The organism is Maribacter sp. Asnod1-A12 (assembly GCF_045063735.1).
GTDB lineage: Bacteria > Bacteroidota > Bacteroidia > Flavobacteriales > Flavobacteriaceae > Maribacter.
In genome coordinates this window covers 979,966-997,081 of sequence record NZ_JBEFNZ010000006.1, presented here as the reverse complement: position 1 = coordinate 997,081, position 17,116 = coordinate 979,966, and the positions used below count along the sequence as shown (strand labels likewise).

The 17,116-nt window shown below is 35.2% G+C and carries 17 protein-coding genes; 3 read left to right on the top strand and 14 right to left on the bottom strand.

Translation table 11 applies throughout. The annotated features are described in order from the left end of the window. Positions 1-58: 58 nt before the first annotated feature. The 3 genes from ACJJVP_RS04115 to ACJJVP_RS04105 all read left to right on the top strand — a co-directional run bounded on the left by ACJJVP_RS04115 (position 59) and on the right by ACJJVP_RS04105 (position 3,727). The gene (locus tag ACJJVP_RS04115) at positions 59-541 is read left to right on the top strand and encodes a GNAT family N-acetyltransferase (RefSeq protein ID WP_405410978.1); all 483 of its coding nucleotides are present in this window, start codon (positions 59-61) and stop codon (positions 539-541) included. A 37-nt stretch (positions 542-578) separates the two neighbouring features. Next, positions 579-1,826, top strand: a complete 1,248-nt coding sequence (locus tag ACJJVP_RS04110) for an aspartate kinase (protein ID WP_405410977.1) — start codon at positions 579-581, stop codon at positions 1,824-1,826. 80 nt (positions 1,827-1,906) lie between these two features. Beyond that, positions 1,907-3,727: a GNAT family N-acyltransferase gene (locus tag ACJJVP_RS04105; RefSeq protein WP_405410975.1), complete on the top strand. Its 1,821-nt coding sequence runs from the start codon at positions 1,907-1,909 to the stop codon at positions 3,725-3,727. Here the strand turns inward: ACJJVP_RS04105 and ACJJVP_RS04100 are convergent, their stop codons facing one another. The 14 genes from ACJJVP_RS04100 to serS form a co-directional block, all read right to left on the bottom strand. Continuing rightward, positions 3,728-4,228, bottom strand: a complete 501-nt coding sequence (locus ACJJVP_RS04100) for a GNAT family N-acetyltransferase (protein ID WP_405410974.1) — start codon at positions 4,226-4,228, stop codon at positions 3,728-3,730. It lies immediately after the preceding gene. Between the two features lie 11 nt (positions 4,229-4,239). Continuing rightward, positions 4,240-4,563: an ArsR/SmtB family transcription factor gene (locus ACJJVP_RS04095; RefSeq protein WP_405410973.1), complete on the bottom strand. Its 324-nt coding sequence runs from the start codon at positions 4,561-4,563 to the stop codon at positions 4,240-4,242. A gap of 78 nt (positions 4,564-4,641) precedes the next feature. Further along, on the bottom strand, positions 4,642-5,037 hold the full coding sequence (locus ACJJVP_RS04090) for a TM2 domain-containing protein (RefSeq protein WP_405410972.1): 396 nt from the start codon (positions 5,035-5,037) through the stop codon (positions 4,642-4,644). Between the two features lie 56 nt (positions 5,038-5,093). Then, positions 5,094-5,480, bottom strand: a complete 387-nt coding sequence (locus tag ACJJVP_RS04085; protein WP_405410971.1) for a VOC family protein — start codon at positions 5,478-5,480, stop codon at positions 5,094-5,096. 6 nt (positions 5,481-5,486) lie between these two features. Further along, complete coding sequence (locus ACJJVP_RS04080) at positions 5,487-5,942, bottom strand: DUF1801 domain-containing protein (protein WP_405410969.1); 456 nt, start codon at positions 5,940-5,942, stop codon at positions 5,487-5,489. Position 5,943: 1 nt separating this feature from the next. Continuing rightward, positions 5,944-6,888, bottom strand: a complete 945-nt coding sequence (locus tag ACJJVP_RS04075; RefSeq protein ID WP_405410968.1) for a 2-hydroxyacid dehydrogenase — start codon at positions 6,886-6,888, stop codon at positions 5,944-5,946. Between the two features lie 10 nt (positions 6,889-6,898). Next, positions 6,899-7,264 (bottom strand): cupin domain-containing protein, encoded by a 366-nt coding sequence (locus ACJJVP_RS04070; RefSeq protein WP_405410966.1) that lies wholly within the window; start codon positions 7,262-7,264, stop codon positions 6,899-6,901. Between the two features lie 96 nt (positions 7,265-7,360). Next, positions 7,361-8,713: a magnesium transporter gene (mgtE, locus tag ACJJVP_RS04065; protein ID WP_036151544.1), complete on the bottom strand. Its 1,353-nt coding sequence runs from the start codon at positions 8,711-8,713 to the stop codon at positions 7,361-7,363. Continuing rightward, entirely contained in the window at positions 8,700-9,566 is an 867-nt protein-coding gene (gene rsmA, locus ACJJVP_RS04060; RefSeq protein WP_405410963.1) for a 16S rRNA (adenine(1518)-N(6)/adenine(1519)-N(6))-dimethyltransferase RsmA, read from the bottom strand. The genes mgtE and rsmA overlap by 14 nt, the downstream gene beginning before the upstream one ends. A 20-nt stretch (positions 9,567-9,586) precedes the next feature. Continuing rightward, entirely contained in the window at positions 9,587-10,219 is a 633-nt protein-coding gene (locus ACJJVP_RS04055; protein ID WP_405410961.1) for a DUF4286 family protein, read from the bottom strand. Between the two features lie 75 nt (positions 10,220-10,294). Beyond that, entirely contained in the window at positions 10,295-12,082 is a 1,788-nt protein-coding gene (locus ACJJVP_RS04050) for a tetratricopeptide repeat protein (RefSeq protein WP_405410960.1), read from the bottom strand. 115 nt (positions 12,083-12,197) lie between these two features. Continuing rightward, positions 12,198-12,524: a DMT family transporter gene (locus ACJJVP_RS04045; protein ID WP_405410959.1), complete on the bottom strand. Its 327-nt coding sequence runs from the start codon at positions 12,522-12,524 to the stop codon at positions 12,198-12,200. 297 nt (positions 12,525-12,821) lie between these two features. Next, entirely contained in the window at positions 12,822-15,569 is a 2,748-nt protein-coding gene (locus ACJJVP_RS04040; RefSeq protein ID WP_405410958.1) for a T9SS type B sorting domain-containing protein, read from the bottom strand. A gap of 259 nt (positions 15,570-15,828) precedes the next feature. Continuing rightward, entirely contained in the window at positions 15,829-17,100 is a 1,272-nt protein-coding gene (gene serS, locus ACJJVP_RS04035) for a serine--tRNA ligase (RefSeq protein ID WP_405410957.1), read from the bottom strand. Positions 17,101-17,116: the final 16 nt, after the last annotated feature.

The following is a 17,116-nucleotide window of genomic DNA, read 5'->3' as shown; positions in this document are numbered from 1 at the left end:
ATATTGATTTTAATTACATTTTTTAAATTTATAACTTTGTGTTTTATTTGTAACAAATATGGATTATACAATTAGGATTGCTAGTAGAGAAGATATGGGGCAAGTGCTTCAATTAATTCAAGAATTAGCCACTTTTGAGAAAGAAGATGATGCAGTAGAGGTAAGTGTGCAAAATTTGGAGGAAGACGGATTTGGTAAACAGAAGTTGTTTCATTGTTTTGTTGCAGAAAAGAATGATAAAATTGTTGGTATGGCTTTAGTATATCCAAGATATTCTACTTGGAAAGGACCGGTAATACATTTAGAAGATTTAATCGTTACCAAAGAAATGAGAGGTACTGGTTTGGGTACCGCGCTTTTAGATGAGGTGGTGAAATATGGAGATGAATTAGGCGTAAAGAGAATAAGTTGGGAAGTGATTGACTGGAATGAGCCTGCCATTGGTTTTTATGAAAGTAAAGGGGCTAACGTCATGAGAGATTGGGATGTGGTTCAACTAGATGAAACCGGAATGAAAGAATATTTAAGTGCAATAGCTTAATTGAAAAAGAACAAGAAAAATTAGATAGATATTGAGTATGAGGGTTTTTAAATTTGGAGGAGCATCGGTTAAAGATGCAAATGCGGTTAAAAATGTAGTGAAAGTTTTGCAAGAAGTAGGGTATGAAAATACACTATTGGTAGTTTCGGCAATGGGGAAAACAACCAATGCCATGGAAGATATCATAAACGCTTATTTTAACGATAAACAAGAAATTACTTCTAAGGTGGCGGAGTTGGTAGATTACCATCATGGTATTGTATCTGAATTATTTCCTAATGCACAGCATGCCATTTATAAGGAAATAAAGATTCTTATTGATGAAATCAACGGATTTTTAGTTTGGAACAAATCACCCAATTATAACTTTGTTTATGATCAAATTGTAGGTTACGGAGAATTGCTGTCTACCACCATTATCAGTGCCTATTTTAAAGAAATAGGCATAAAAAATAATTGGTTAGATGTTAGAAGTTTTATTAAAACTGATAGTAATTATAGGGATACCACGGTAAATTGGGAACGTACGCAAGAGAACGTTACGAAAATAGACCAAAAGGTTCTTAATATTACTCAAGGTTTTTTAGGTAGCGATGATAATAATTTTACAACTACCTTGGGTCGTGAGGGATCGGATTATTCTGCAGCTATATTAGCCTATTGTTTAAATGCAGATTCCGTAACTATTTGGAAAGATGTACCAGGAGTGTTAAATGCCGATCCTAGATACTTTAAAGAAACACAATTGTTAAATAATATCTCTTACAGAGAAGCAATTGAATTGGCTTTTTATGGCGCATCGGTAATTCATCCTAAAACTTTGCAGCCCTTACAACGTAAAGAAATTCCGCTTCATGTAAAATCATTTGTAAACCCTAAGGATAAGGGTACTACAGTTGGTAAAGGAATTGGTATTGAACCAAAAGTACCTTGTTTTATAGTAAAAAAGAACCAAGTATTAATGAAACTTTCTTCGCTTGATTTTTCTTTTATTGTTGAAGATAGTATCAGTGAACTTTTTAAGTTATTTCATGAGCATAAGATAAAAGTAGATTTAATTCAGAATTCTGCCATTAGTTTTTCGGTCTGTGTAGATAACAAATTCGGTGGGTTAGAAAAACTTTTGCAGCAAGTAAAAAGTAAGTTTAAAGTAGTGTATCACGAGAATGTTTCTTTATATACTATTAGACATTTTAATGCTAAGGCACTTGAATCTTTACAAAGCGGAAACGAAGTGTTGTTAGAGCAGCGTGGTACAGAAACTGTACAATTGGTAGTAAAGTAACTTACATTATTTTTCAGTTTTTTAAAAACGTAGCTGCAAAGGCTATTTTCCTATATTTACAGTCTAATTTTTGATGATGTATGGGTTTAGTTACCGCTAAGGAAATAGCAATAGCAATCAATCTCTCTAAATATGGGGTATTGGGTACTTTTGTAGGCTGGGTACTATTAAAGGTGACACGTTTATCTCGTATTAATAGAGACTATGATAACATTGCTCATTTAGAAGGAGAAGATTATGCCAATGCTATTCTAAAATTATACGAAATTGATTATGAAATACCTGAAGAAGACTTTAGACGTTTACCCAAGGAGGGTCCTTATGTGACTATAAGTAACCATCCTTTAGGCGCTATTGACGGTATTTTGTTGTTCAAGTTAATGGTAAAACAACGACCCGATTATAAGATAATGGCCAATTTCTTACTACAAAGAATGGTGCCGTTAGAGCCTTTTGTTTTACCCGTAAATCCGTTTAGCGAACATAAAGATGCTAGAAGTAATTTAGCCGGATTCAAGAAAACTTTAGAGCATTTAAAAGGTGGTCACGTATTAGGGGTTTTTCCTGCTGGTGAAGTCTCTACTTATAAAGACGGTAAACTCATTGTAGATAAACCTTGGGAAGAAGCCGCTATAAAATTGATTAGAAAGGCAAATGTACCTGTAGTTCCAATCTACTTTCATGCAAAGAATAGTTCTTTGTTTTATCGTATTTCTAAATTAGGCGATTCTTTACGTACGGCAATGATTCCGTCTCAAGTTTTTTCTCAAAGAAATAGACCTATTAAGGTAAGGATAGGACAGCCTATTTCTGTATCCGTACAAAATGAACAAGAGAGTTTAGAAGAATATACAGATTTGTTACGCCGTAAAACTTATATGCTGTCTAACGCATATGAAAAAGAGCGTTTAATAGATCAATTACCTACGTCTCTAAAAATACCCAAACAACCTAAGAAAATTGCAGATGCGGTTCGAAAAGAGGTGATGGAAGGGGAAATAGAAAAGCTTAGGGAAAAAGATTGCCGCTTGCTTCAAAGTAAGAATTACGAGGTTTTTTTAGCGAAGGAAAAAGACATGCCGTTCATCTTAAAAGAAATTGGGAGACAGCGCGAAGTAACTTTTAGAGCAATAGGCGAAGGGACTAATAAAGCTATTGATTTAGATAGCTTTGATAGTTATTATCACCATCTTTTTCTTTGGGATAATCAAGCAAAATGTATTGTTGGCGCCTATAGGATGGGTATGGGGTCAGAGATTTTTCCTGAACACGGTATTAATGGTTTTTATGTTCAAGATCTCTTTAGGGTAGAGCCAGAATTGTACGGTATGATGCAAAATTCCATAGAAATGGGTCGTGCTTATATTACCAAAGAATACCAGCAAAAACCAATGCCTTTATTTTTACTTTGGAAAGGGATTGTGCATACTACATTGCGGTTTCCTGAGCATAAGTATTTAATTGGGGGTGTTAGTATCAGCAACCAATTTTCTAACTTCTCTAAATCATTGATGATCGAGTTTATGAAGTCTAACTATTGGGATCCATATGTTGCTCAGTACATTAGACCTAAGAAGGAATTTAAAGTGAAACTTAATGATGCGGATAAGGAGTTCGTTTTTGATGAAACACAAGCCGATTTAAATAAGTTTGATAGACTAATAGATGAGGTAGAACCAGGAAGTCTTCGTTTACCGGTTTTGATCAAAAAGTATATAAAGCAAAATGCAAAAGTTGTCGCATTTAATGTAGATCCATTATTTAACAATTCGGTAGACGGCTTAATGTACATTAAGATAGCCGATTTACCAGAGAGTACTGTAAAACCTGTAATGGAAGAATTTCAAGCAGAATTGGAGCGAAAATTATTGGAGTCTCAAAATTCTGAGACAGAAGAATAATTAGTCTATACCAACAAAGCTACTGCGTCTTTCAAAGAGTACATTGTCTACCCACTTTCCGTGAAGTTTTCCAATACGTTCACGTTTGCCGATCATTCTAAATCCTGTAGCTTTATGCACTTTTATACTACCATAATTGGTGGGAAATATACCAGATTGCAATGTCCAGATACCTTCTTTTTCGCTTGCGATTATTACATGTTGTAATAAACATTTGCCCAGACCTTTACCTCTGCTTTTTTTAGAAATATAGACGCTTATTTCTGCCACTCCGCCATAAACGCACCTGTTGGAAACTGGGGAGAGCGCAACCCAACCTAATATTTCATTATCACTTTCAGCTACAAAACGGCAGGTGCTCATATGTGCTTTGTCCCAAGTTTCAAAAGCGGGGACATCGGTTTCAAAAGTGGCTATGCCAGTATCAATGCCTTCTTTGTAAATATTAGCTACGAATTCCCAATCGGTAGGTAGCATTGTTCTTATTGTTATATCATTCATATAAATTTTTTTTAACAACAATTGCTTTTGGTGGCGTCGAAGAAAGAATTTAATAGTGCTTGTACTGCTGTCCATTTTTGTAGATTAATACAATAACATACTTTCTTACCTTCAATTTCACCTCTAATTAAATCTATACTCTTTAGTTCTTTTAAATGCTGTGAAATAGTAGGTTGTGCTAAACCTATTTCATCAACGATGTCATTGCAAATACATGCATCTTGCTGGCTTAAATATTGTAGAATTGCAATACGTGCAGGGTTGGACAGTACCTTGAAAATGACCGCCAACTTATTCTGCTCTGTATTGAAAATTTGTGTTTTGGTAATTCCCATTTTGTATTTATATATTGCTATATTACGATAATAAAATATATAAAAAAGCCAGATAATGTTTTATCTGGCTAAAGTTATTTAGAACCAAGGTTTTCTGCCTACTTGGTATGTATTGTAAAATTCTTCGTCTGATTTTGTTAAGTAGATGATACCTTCAATCAATCCGATAACTCCTGGAACCCATACGAAAAGTAGACCAACCCCAACACAAGATAAAACCCAGGCAGCCACTGAAACACCTAAAAGAATAAATCCTTCTTTTTGATATCCCAAAATAAATTTATGAACTCCGAATCCTCCTAAAAATATTGCTAATAATCCTGCTAATACTTTTTTATTGTCCCCTCCAGGACCTCCGCTAAAAGCCTCTTTGGCTCCTGCAGTGAAATCGTTGGCTGTTTTTTTAGCTCCTTCGCTAAATTCTTTTGCAGATTCTTCTGCCTTATCTCCGAAATTTTTATTTTCTTCTGACATTTTTATATGATGTTTGGTGATTATTATTAGGGTTAAATGTAGCAATTATTTAAATATCATAGAAATGCTTTATCAATTGGTTCCCAGAGTTCTAGCTTATTTCCGTCTGGGTCTAGAATCCATCCGAATTTTCCATATTCAAATTCTTGTATTTCACCAACAACCGTAACCCCTTCTTTCTTGAGAGTTTCTAATAGTTCTACAAGATTTTCAACCCTAAAATTCATCATAAAACTTGATTGGCTTGGCTTGAAATATTCAGTGTCTTCGTTCATTGGGCTCCATTGTGTTGAGCAGTCGTTGCCTTCTTTGTCTTTCCACCAAAAAGTACAGCCATATTGATCTGTATTCAACCCTAAATGCTTGTTGTACCAATTTTTAGAATGGTCAGGGTCTTTTGTTTTAAAGAAGAATCCGCCTAAGCCTGTTACTCTATTTTTCATAGCTATCTATTTTTTGATATTATTCTCGTATAAACTAATCCATTCTTGGGGTGTCATTTTAGTGCATAGTTCTGCAATGAGCTCGTACGGAATATCATCCATACTTTTAAAACGAACGTAACTTTTGCCCATATCTAGCTTGTGTTTGCAATGAATAGGGTATTCGCTCTTGAACCAGTTCATTAAAGCAGGGTCTGCATATATGCCGGAGTGATAAAGTGCGATAAAATTCTTCTGTGAAGCCAAATTTACAAAAGGCAACGGTAGTTCTGCCTGTACATGATACCCGGCCGGATATAAAGAATGTGGCACTACATAGCCCAACATGCCATAACTTAATTGCTCTTCAAAACCATTGGGTAAATTTTGTAAAATAATACCTCTTAGCTTTTCAATAACCTCTTTACGTTGTAGTGGTAATTGGGCAATATATTCGTCTGGTGTGTTGGCTTTATATTTCATATCACTCTAAAAATTTTGCTTTCACTTTGTCTACTACCGTTTGGGCTAGTTTTATTTTGCTTTCTACCGTCCAACCTGCCACGTGTGGTGTTAGAATTACTTGGTTAGAGTCAATTAGATATTGAAATGCTTCAGGTAAATTATTATCTGTAAACATATTTTCAAAAGAGGCTTTTTCATACTCCAGTACATCTAAACCTGCACCAAGAACTTTTCCTGATTTTAAGGCATCGACCAAATCCGTAGTTACAATACATTTGCCTCTGGCGGTATTAATAATCCAAATTGGATTATTGAATTTTTCTAGAAACTCAGCATCGACCATACCAATGGTCAATTCTGTTTGTGGTACATGTAGACTAACAACATCAACTCTATTCTGGAATTCCATAATACCTACTTGGCGTGCATTTTCATCTTCTACACCACCTTGTATGTCATAGCAAATAACCTCTTCTACATCAAAACCTTTTAGTTTTTTAGCAAAGGCTTTTCCCATATTACCATAACCAATGATACCTACTACTTTGCCTTCTAGCTCTATACCACGGTTACCTTCGCGATCCCATTTGCCATTTCTAACTTCTTTGTCGGCGGTATTTAATTTATTAAATAACGATAAAAGCATACCTAACGCATGTTCACCAACGGCATTACGATTGCCTTCTGGTGCAGCAGCTAGAAAAATACCTAGTGATTTTGCGTGTTTTGTATCGATATTTTCTAAACCTGCGCCTAGTCTACCTACAAATTTCAAGTTTTTTGCTTTGTCTAAAAATGCAGCATCTATAGAAAATCTACTTCTAATTATGAGTCCGTCATAGTCTTCGATTTTGGCTTCGATCTGTTCTTTGGTCGAGCTATAATCTTCATCGTTCTGAAAACCTAATTCAGCAAATTGTTCAATGATCAATGGGTGATTTATATCTACGTGTAATACTTTCATTTATACTTAATTATATTTCGGGGTAATCTGTTTTTGTTTTTTCGTCTGCAACGTTGCCGGTATGAGCAGTACTTAATTTTTCAAATAGCATGACATGTACTTCTTCATCGTTCTTCGTTATTGGGCAATGTTCAATGCCTTTGGGGACTATAATAATCTCTCCTTGTTGTACTACTTCCGTACGGTCTCTAAATTGCATATGCAAAGTGCCTTTTACTACTTGAAAAAGCTCATCTTCATTGTCGTGTGAATGCCATACAAATTCACCTTTTAGTTTTGCCAATAAAACCTGCATATTATCTACAACACCTATTTTATGTGGATGCCAATGCCCATTTACCAAATCATATTTTTCTTTAAGATTAATGCTTTTCATGGGCGTATATATTCGATTCTAAATTAGCAGTGAAAGGAATTTAATAGAGTAATATACGGAAAGCCACAGTATTCTAAAAAGAAGAGTAGTAGTTTATTATATGCCCAAAATTAACTTGGCGATAGAAAAGTAGATTAAAATACCGAAAATGTCATTACTTGTGGTAATAAATGGTCCGGTTGCAATGGCGGGATCAATACCTCTTTTGTCTAAAAATAACGGCACGAAAGTACCTATGAATCCGGCAACAACAATCACTGCAATAAGTGAAATGGAAATTGCCAAAGAGGTAAGGAAATCTCCCTTCCAAATCCATGTAAAAATCAATAATAAACAGGAAAGTATAACGCCGTTCAACAATGCCAAAAGCATTTCTTTGATTAATCTGCTACTTATACTTCCTTTAATGTCGTCATTTGCCAAACCTTGTACTATTATGGCGCTAGATTGTACACCAACGTTACCTGCCATTGCAGCTATTAATGGTGTAAATAGAAAGAGTACGGTGTATTCACGAAACATTTCTTCAAAACCACCCATGATCAATGCTGCACCTGCACCACCAAAAAGACCTAAGATCAACCATGGTAAACGCGCCCTTGTAAGATCCCAAATACTATCATCAGCTTCTACATCTTGAGATATACCGGCTGCCATTTGGTAATCGCGCTCAGCTTCTTCTTTGATGACATCAACAATATCATCAATAGTAATACGGCCTACCAATCTGCCAATTTCATCAACTACAGGTATGGCTTCTAAATCGTATTTACTCATGATCCTAGCAACTTCTTCTGGATCTTCATTAACGTTGACAGAATCTACATTTTTTATAAAAACATCTTTAATATGTGTTTTGGTTGAAGTGGTCAATAGATCTTTTAACGATAATCTTCCTTTTAGCTTGTCCTCATCATCTACCACATAAATAGAATGTACGCGGGTTACGTTCTCTGCCTGTGTGCGCATTTCTTTAACACAAGTAAGCACATTCCAGTTTTCATTGACCTTTACGAGCTCTTTTGCCATAAGACCACCTGCGGAATCATCTGCATATCTTAAAAGATCAACGATATCTTTTGCGTGTTCTCTATCTTCAATTTTAGAGATAACGTCTTGTATTTGATCTTTAGGTAACTCGCCAATAATATCTGCGGCATCATCGGTGTCTAGCTCCTCTAATTCGCCGGCAATTTCTTTTGTAGATAAACTGCTTAATATAGCTTCACGAACATCTTCATCTAACTCTGTAAGAACATCGGAAGTTTTATCGCTGTCCAATAATTTAATTAGATAGGTAGCTTTGTCCTTATCCAATTCATTAATGATTTCAGCAACATCGGCATAATGCACCGTACTTAACATAGCGTTTAGTTCAGTATCATTGCTTTGTTCAATGAGCTGTTCTATCTCTACTACAAGTTCTTCTGTAAGCTTAAAGGGTGTCATCCGCTATTTTGTTCGTCAATGCTATAAAATCATCAACCGCCAACTGTTCCGGTCTAAGGTCAAATATAGTATCTTCTCTGAGATTATCTGATAATGAAAATGTTTTTAAACTGTTACGTAATGTCTTTCTACGCTGATTAAAAGCGGTTTTTACTACTCTATATAGTAATTGCTCGTCACAAGAAAGTTCAAAGTTGGTTTTACGTGTTAATCTTAAAACTCCCGATTGTACTTTTGGTGGTGGGTCAAAAACATCTGGTTCTACCGTAAAAAGGTATTCGGCATCGTAAAAAGCTTGAACTAAAACCGATAAAATGCCATATGCTTTACTGCCTTCTGTTGAACAAATACGCTGCGCAACTTCTTTCTGAAACATCCCTGAAAATTCAGGTATTTGATTTCGAAGCTCCAACATTTTAAAGACGATCTGTGTAGATATATTGTATGGAAAGTTACCGGTAATACCAAATTGCTCATCGCCGAACAAAGTAGCAATATCAAAGTTTAGAAAATCTGCTTCTATCACTTTAAAAGAACCATCGCCCTCAAATGCCTTTGGGTGTTCTAAAGGAAAAGTTTCGTTTAAGTACGTAATGGACTCTGTATCCAAGTCCATTGCTACTAAATTGCTATCTCGTAAAAGTAGATATTTGGTTAAAACACCTGTTCCCGGACCTATTTCTATGACATTTTTATAATCTTGCTGTAATAGTGTTTCGGCAATTTGTCTGGCAATGTCTTCATCTTTTAAAAAATGCTGACCTAAATGTTTCTTCGCTTTTACAGGACCTTTTTCATGATGCTTTTTATGAGCATACTTATCACCTTTGTTCTTCTTTCTTTTCGTTCCCATAAATCTCTTTTAGCGACAGTTTATTTTGCTATATAGGTCCAAGCTTTTTTTCCCGATGCCAATTGAATCTCAATTCTTTCGTATGCTTCACCTTCGTATCTATCTGCTTTATGTAATTCTTGATGAGATAGTGTATATACTTGACCTTTGATTGAATCTTCTTTTGATCCTGTGTGTTGCAGTGTAGGGTAGAGGTCGGCTACTTTTATATCTGATATTGTATATAATGGTAATTCGTCTTCAAATCCGTTTAAAGGTCTTGCGAATACCCCCAATTGTACTTCTCTTTCCTGTAAAGTTCCGTAGGTGAATAAATAGTGGGTTGCTGTAGCTCTTTGTACAAAGAACTCATCTACTACTTCTAATTCTGTTTTAAAAGAAACCAACTGACCTGCAAATTTCTTTTGAATACTTTCTATTAGTGCCGGTGCATCTTCTTCATAATATCTGTCTAAAGTAGCTTTGTCTGGTACGGTGTATTGAACTGAATAGGTATAGCCACCCATATCTTCTTCTACCAAAACTTTAGTGAATTTAGCACTTAAGAATTTACCGGTTGAAAGAACTTGTGGTATATGCGTTTCTTTCATCCATTGCAGCCAAGTATCATGGGCCGTTTCTTCTATATTGGTGGTAACGTTATATATATACATGTATTATTTCAAGTTCTATTTGAATTGCAAAGTTAGTTCAACTAGGGCTTAAAACGAATTAGATAGGTGGCGATTTTAATTTATGGCGTCTCCCCTTAAAATTCTAAAGTTTTTACGTGCTTCAGGAAAGTAATAGCTGTCTTGATAATTGTAGATGATTTTCTCGTACTGCTCTTTTGCCTTTATGGGGTCATTGAATTCTTTACGGTAAAGTTCGCCCAATGCATAATATGCATCATCGGCAAGAATACCATTGCCATAAAATGTGATGATTTTTTGATAGTTTAACTGAGCGTCTTCGTATTTCTTTTGCTTTTCAAATAGTTGTGCTTGTTTTAAGAGTGCTTCATCTTCGATCTTTTCCCCTTTATGATTTTCTAATATATCGCCCAAAGCGGTAATGGCTTCATCGGTTTTATTTTGATAGGCCAAGAAATCTGCTCTCGCATATTTTTTTAAGGCAGTTTGCGTAGAATCTTCCAACGAATTGTCTGATATCAAAAGGCTCAACTGCATAGCGTCATTTGCGATGAGCTGAGAAGTAGAACTTCGTAGTACTTTTAATTGCGTTAATGCCCAATCGAAATCTCCTTTGTAAAAACTTGTCTGTGCTACTTTATAACGTGCGTCTTGACCAAGTACATCGTTTTTTAATTTTTGCTGAATCTGAGAAAAATAGATAAGTGCTTCATTAAACTTTTTGTCATACACCAAAATATCGCCTAGTGCCAATTTTAAATAAGCGGTACCTCTATCGTTTAATGGTAATTCTAGACTATTCTTTAGCAATTTTTCTGCAGGTGCGGGATCGTTCTTTTTGAACGTAAGAAAATTTGCATAGGCAACTTGCAGCTGTAATGATTGCGATTTATATCCGTAAACATCTACAAGAGCGTCGTACTTTTTTTGAATAGCATCTAACTGTCCGTTTGTAGCATTTAGTAAATCAATATCAATTAGGTTTAGTTCTGCATCTAATTGCGTAATCTTATTACTAGTATTCTCAATGATGTAACCGTAGATATCTTTTGCCGTGTCATATTCTTCATTATCTAAGGCATCGTTGCCTAAATTCTCTAATCTGGTGGTAGAGCTGCCGTTCATGCGTTTAAAAATGGCTTTTTCTTGCCTAAACGCACTACCGTATTGCTTTTGCTGAACAAATAACCAGCTTAAAAGCTCATTCCAAAGAACATCTGGGTTTTTCTGTGCACGCTCTAGTAATACCTTTTTTAATAGGATGTTATTTTTATCCGTTGCATTTTCAGATATAAAATCATCTATACTTCTTAGAATATTTGATTTAGAGGTTTTTCCATCAATAACAAGATTGAGGTATGAGTTGTACATGGCTTCAACATTACCTTGTTCTCCATATATTCTGGCAAGTTGAAAATTGAAGTTTAAAGCAGGATTCAATTCCATAGAATTTTTAAAAGCTTTAATCGCTAAGTCCAGCAGGCTGTATTTTTGAAATTGAAGACCTAAGGCGTAACCGTAATTAGGGTTTTTAGGGATAACATCTAACGCCTTTTCATAATACGTTTGTGCCATCTGTTCATTATCCTGTAACTTGTAGTTATAACCTAAATCAATCAATAATGTGGGATACGGATTTCGGTCTTTTAAACGCTGATTTAAAAAATCTTCAGCATCTTGGTAGCGTTCTAATTGCTGATAGCAGGCAACTAAATCTTGCACGTATTCCGTTCTTCTAGGACTTTTTTCTACTAGTTTTTCGTAAAAAACTACTGCTTTTTCAAAATCACCATCGGCAAAATATTGCTTCGCCAAGAAATCATCTTGGGCAAAACCGAATGTTGACAGAGCTAAAAATGTAATTATGAAAAAGGTAAAGCGCATAATCAAAGATACATAGAATGCAGTAAGTTGTTGTTAAGTAGATGCTAACAAGCACTTGATTTTATGCCGTTATAGTATTTATTTCTAGTTAGCAAATCTTGTAATCACTATCTCATTAATGAGATACTACTTTAAGACCTATAATAGAACCAATTAATGTTGTAATAAAAAGTATACGTAAAAAAGTAGCCGGTTCTTTAAATACGAATATACCAACGAGTACTGTGCCTACCGCGCCAATACCTGTCCACACGGCATATGCGGTACCAATGGGTAATGTTTGTGTCGCTTTCACTAATAGTATCATACTTATGGCAAGAGCAACTAAAAAACCAACATACCATAAATACATTTCATTGCCAGTGGTTTCTTTGGCTTTGCCTAAACAGAAGGCAAAACCTACCTCAAAAAGACCAGCGATTATTAACAGTGCCCAATTCATAATTGTACAGATTTAGTAAAAGTAAAGGTCAATAATCTCTTTTATTTACTTGTTAAAATGAATGTATTTTTTTGAGGTTACTATCTTCAATGTTTTAGGAAAGATTTTATTGTAGATAATTAGGTGATAACCATAACCTGGATTAAAATTATTTTGGTTGTAATGTGGTTAAAAAGGTATTTGTTATTTCTTTTTTTTGATAATAGATTAAATCTGCTTAGAAGTTTATGTTGATAATGAGTGTGGAAACTATTATTTAAAAATATCCGATTTCGTTAAACGATTTAAATGGAGTAATTATCTTATTAGTGAAAAATGACCGGTAAATGTTGAGTCACTCTCTGCTTCAATAAATCTATACCAATAATCTGATTCAGGTAGATCGCTGCCATTGAAAGTTCCGTTCCAGCTTCCGGTCTCGGCATCGAACTGATAAAGTAGTTTTCCGTAACGGTCGTAAATAGTAACAGTTCCGCTAAGTGTAAAAAAATCTTGATCGACCTTCCAAAGATCGTTGGATCCGTCTTCATTTGGAGAGAAAAATTTTGGAAACTTCAGTTTTATGGCTTCATCGGAATTTTCGCATGCGATAAGATCTATATCGACCTCAAAGCTAGATTCTGCAAAGCAAGTGCCGTTATCATCGTAAATATAAATGATTTGGGTTTCCGTAATTTCCTCGCCGCTATTCAATAAAGTACCCGTACCTCCACTTTGAGTATAGTAATTACCGTTGTTTAATTGTGGTAATATATACACGCCACATTCAGTGACGTCCTCTAATTCTTCTACTGTGATCAAAGGTTCAATTGTAGCCAAAAAGTTGGATTGATCTGAGCAATCTCCTGCACCGGCATAAATATAAATGGTCTGTGTTGTGGTAATACTTTCTCCTGCCTGTAATAGCGTTCCGCCAGCATCGGGCTGTGTGTAATAATTACTGCCGAGATCTAATTCTGGTAAAGTGAAACTTGCACATGCCGTTACATCGTCAAATTGTTCTGCAGTGGCAGGTAATGTCGTTATCAAATTAAAGGAAGTCTCGTCAGAACAACCGCTAGAATTGGTAACGCGAACGGTTATGGATTGTGTGTTCGGTGTTGTGTTGGTAAAATTATCAGTTAGTGTCAGAGGATTTTCTGATGCATCGTAATAGGAGACTGTCAACCCTGTTTGGTTCCCTATGGTTTGCGATTCTAGGTCTGTAATGTCAATTGTAAACGCTGTAAATCCGTCACCATCTAAATCACAAACTGTAATGTCCGTAATTTCATTTGCGGTTGGGGCATTATCATTAACGGTAACCGTAATCGGGTTTCGTTCTAACGTCAGCCCTGTTACTATGGTGCTGGTGATTTCACAAGTATATATGCCCACATCGGCTGTACCTAATGGGTCTAGAATTAGGTCGGCATCATTTGCACCAGTAACTGGTGAGCCGTCTTTGAACCATTGGTAAACGTTGGCCGTACCACTGACCGTTGTAGATAGCGTTATGGTAGAACCTACACAGTTGTCAGTACTTTCTATTTCATTTACTTTAGCTTGTTCTATGTATCTAAACGCAAAAAGTTCTTGGTTGTAATAATCAAACTCATCTTCAAAATCGCCAAATTGAAATCTGTTGTTATTTATTTGTAAAAAATCTCCAGATGTATCACCACTAAGTGCTGTTGTAAAATCTGGTACTTGTCCTTCAAATTGATTGTGTTGAAAACTAATTCCTTGAGCATTTGCCCAATTAGAAAAATCGGGAGATAGTTCACCACTAAATTGATTGTACCCTAGATTTAAAAATTCTATATTAATTAGGTTTGCAAATGTGTCTGGAATTTCACCGCTTAATTCATTGTATTGTAAAGCTATAAAGGTTGCGCTAGCCCAATTAGAATAGAGAGGAGATAATTCTCCAGAGAGATTATTATACGAAACCTCAAAATTGGTCATATTAATAAAGCTAGCATAACTTTCAGGAATTGATCCGGAAAGTTGATTTGATCCTGCTTTAAAGGTTGATAATTGAGTCCATTGCGAAAAGTCAGGCGACAGTTCGCCTGATAATTCATTACTGAAAACCTCAAAATTTCTTAATTGTGTAAGATTTGCAAGTGAACTTGGTATTGTACCTGTGAGTTCATTTACATATAAACGTAAACTTTGTAATTGAGTTAGGTCTCCGAAAGATTCCGGTATACTGCCAGATATATTAGCGGAACTTATATCCATACTCACTAAATTACTTAGGTTGCCAAGATTGTCAGGTAGTGTGCCGTTCAAATCGTTTCTGCCGATATTTAAAAACCTTAAGCTGGTCATATTTCCTATTTCTGGTGGTATTGTACCTGTAAGTGAATTACTAGATAAGTATAATGTTTCAAGATTAACAAGATTTTCATATTCTGGATATATAATACCTGTAAGTTGGTTAGAGGTAAGTTTTAAGGTTATTAATTGAAGCATGTCGGTAAATTCAATAGGTATTTCTCCAGAAAGGTTATTGTTGGATAGTTCTATTGTTTCAAGATTTGTTAGAGTAGTTAGTGATACTGGTATCTCGCCTTCAAAATTATTATCATAAAGTCGTAAAATTTTTAAATTTACTAGTTGAGATATTTGATCGGATATTTCTCCTGATAAGTTATTTGACCTTAAATTAATTAAAAGAAGGTTAGTTAAGTTAAAGAGGCTGTTAGGTAAATTTCCAGATAAGTTTTCTGCAGCTAAATTAAGCGAGCTGAGTGATGTAAAATCTCCAATTTCATCAGGAATTGTGCCTGTTAAATTGTTTCCTTCAAAAGTTAAATTACCTGGGTTCATGTTAATACTAATAACATTTTCGCCAGAAATCGTTAAACCTTTCCAGTCATTTGTTACGGGGCCTGAAAAATCCCAATTGTCTGTTAGGTCCGCATCATTCTCACTAAACCAATTAGGTCCATCTGTGGCAGTGTAAAAGGCTTGAAGTGCAGCTCTTTCTTCTAGAGTTACCTGTGCTAAAGAAACATGGGCGAAAGTCAGCATAACCAAGAGTAGACAAAATCTCATGTACGGGGATTGAATTTGATACTAAATTGCAAATGAATTATCACAATATACAATTTTCACTTGCCTAATCATAAAGCAATTATTTAAATCTAATGGATATTGGTGAAAAATCGTTGAAGGGTAAAAAATATATAGATTCGTCTTCTTATTATTTTTAAAAAAAAACAATAAGAGTAGGGCTAAAAAATATTTGAGGGTTAATGATGCAACATCATTAACCCTCAAATAGATTATATCTATTAGGTAAATATCATATGTATTACTCTATTAAATCAAAACCACAATAAGGTACTAATACATCTGGTATTTTAATGCCATCTGTAGTTTGGTAGTTTTCTAAAATTCCGGCTAAAACACGTGGCAATGCTAAAGAGCTACCGTTTAATGTATGAGCTAATTGGTTTTTTCCGTTTTCATCTTTAAAACGTAGTTTTAGTCTATTAGCCTGGTATGTTTCAAAATTAGAAACAGAGCTAATTTCTAACCATCTGTCTTGCGCGGTTGAGAATACCTCAAAGTCAAACGTAAGTGCAGCTGTGAAACCTAAATCACCACCACATAGTCTTAGAATTCGGTATGGTAATTTTAGTTCTCGTAGAATATTTTTTACATGCTCAACCATACCATCTAAGGCATCATATGATTTTGAAGGATGCTCTACACGTACAATTTCTACTTTATCGAATTGATGCAGACGGTTTAGGCCACGCACATGTGCGCCATAACTACCTGCTTCTCTTCTAAAACATGGAGTATACCCTGTGTAGGTAATAGGGAAATCACTTTCCTTTACAATAACATCTCTAAAAATATTCGTTACCGGTACTTCAGCTGTTGGTATCAAATAAAGGTCATCTGCTGTTACATGGTACATTTGACCTTCTTTGTCTGGTAATTGACCTGTGCCATAACCAGATAGTTCGTTTACCAAATGCGGCACTTGAATTTCAGTATAACCCGCTTCGGTATTTTTATCTAGGAAATAGGCGATAAGTGCGCGTTGTAAGCGGGCACCTTTACCTTTGTAAACCGGAAAACCGGCTCCAGCGATTTTAACGCCTAATTCAAAATCTATGATGTCATACTTTTTCGCCAGCTCCCAATGTGGTAGGGCACCTTCAACCAATTTAGGAACATGACCTTCGCTGAATATTTCTTCATTATCTTCTTCAGTTGAACCTTTTTTCACAGAAGCATGCGGTGCATTCGGTAATTGGTAAAGAAGGTTTTGTAGCTCTTCTTCTGCGGCGTTTAAATTTTCACCTAATTGTTTGGATTCTTCTTTTAGCTTTACCGTTTGTTCTTTTAATAAATTTGCTTCTTGAGCTTTTCCAGTTTTGTACAAAACGCCGATTTCTTTGGAAATTTTATTCGATTCTGCCAAAACGTTGTCCAAACTTGTTTGGGCAGCACGTCTGTTTTCATCTAATTGAAGCACTTTTTCAATTAAAGGTTGTGCATCAATATTTCTTTTTCCAAGGGCAAGGATAATATCTTCTTTATTATCTCTAATGGTCTGTATTTGTAACATTATTGAATTGTATTTA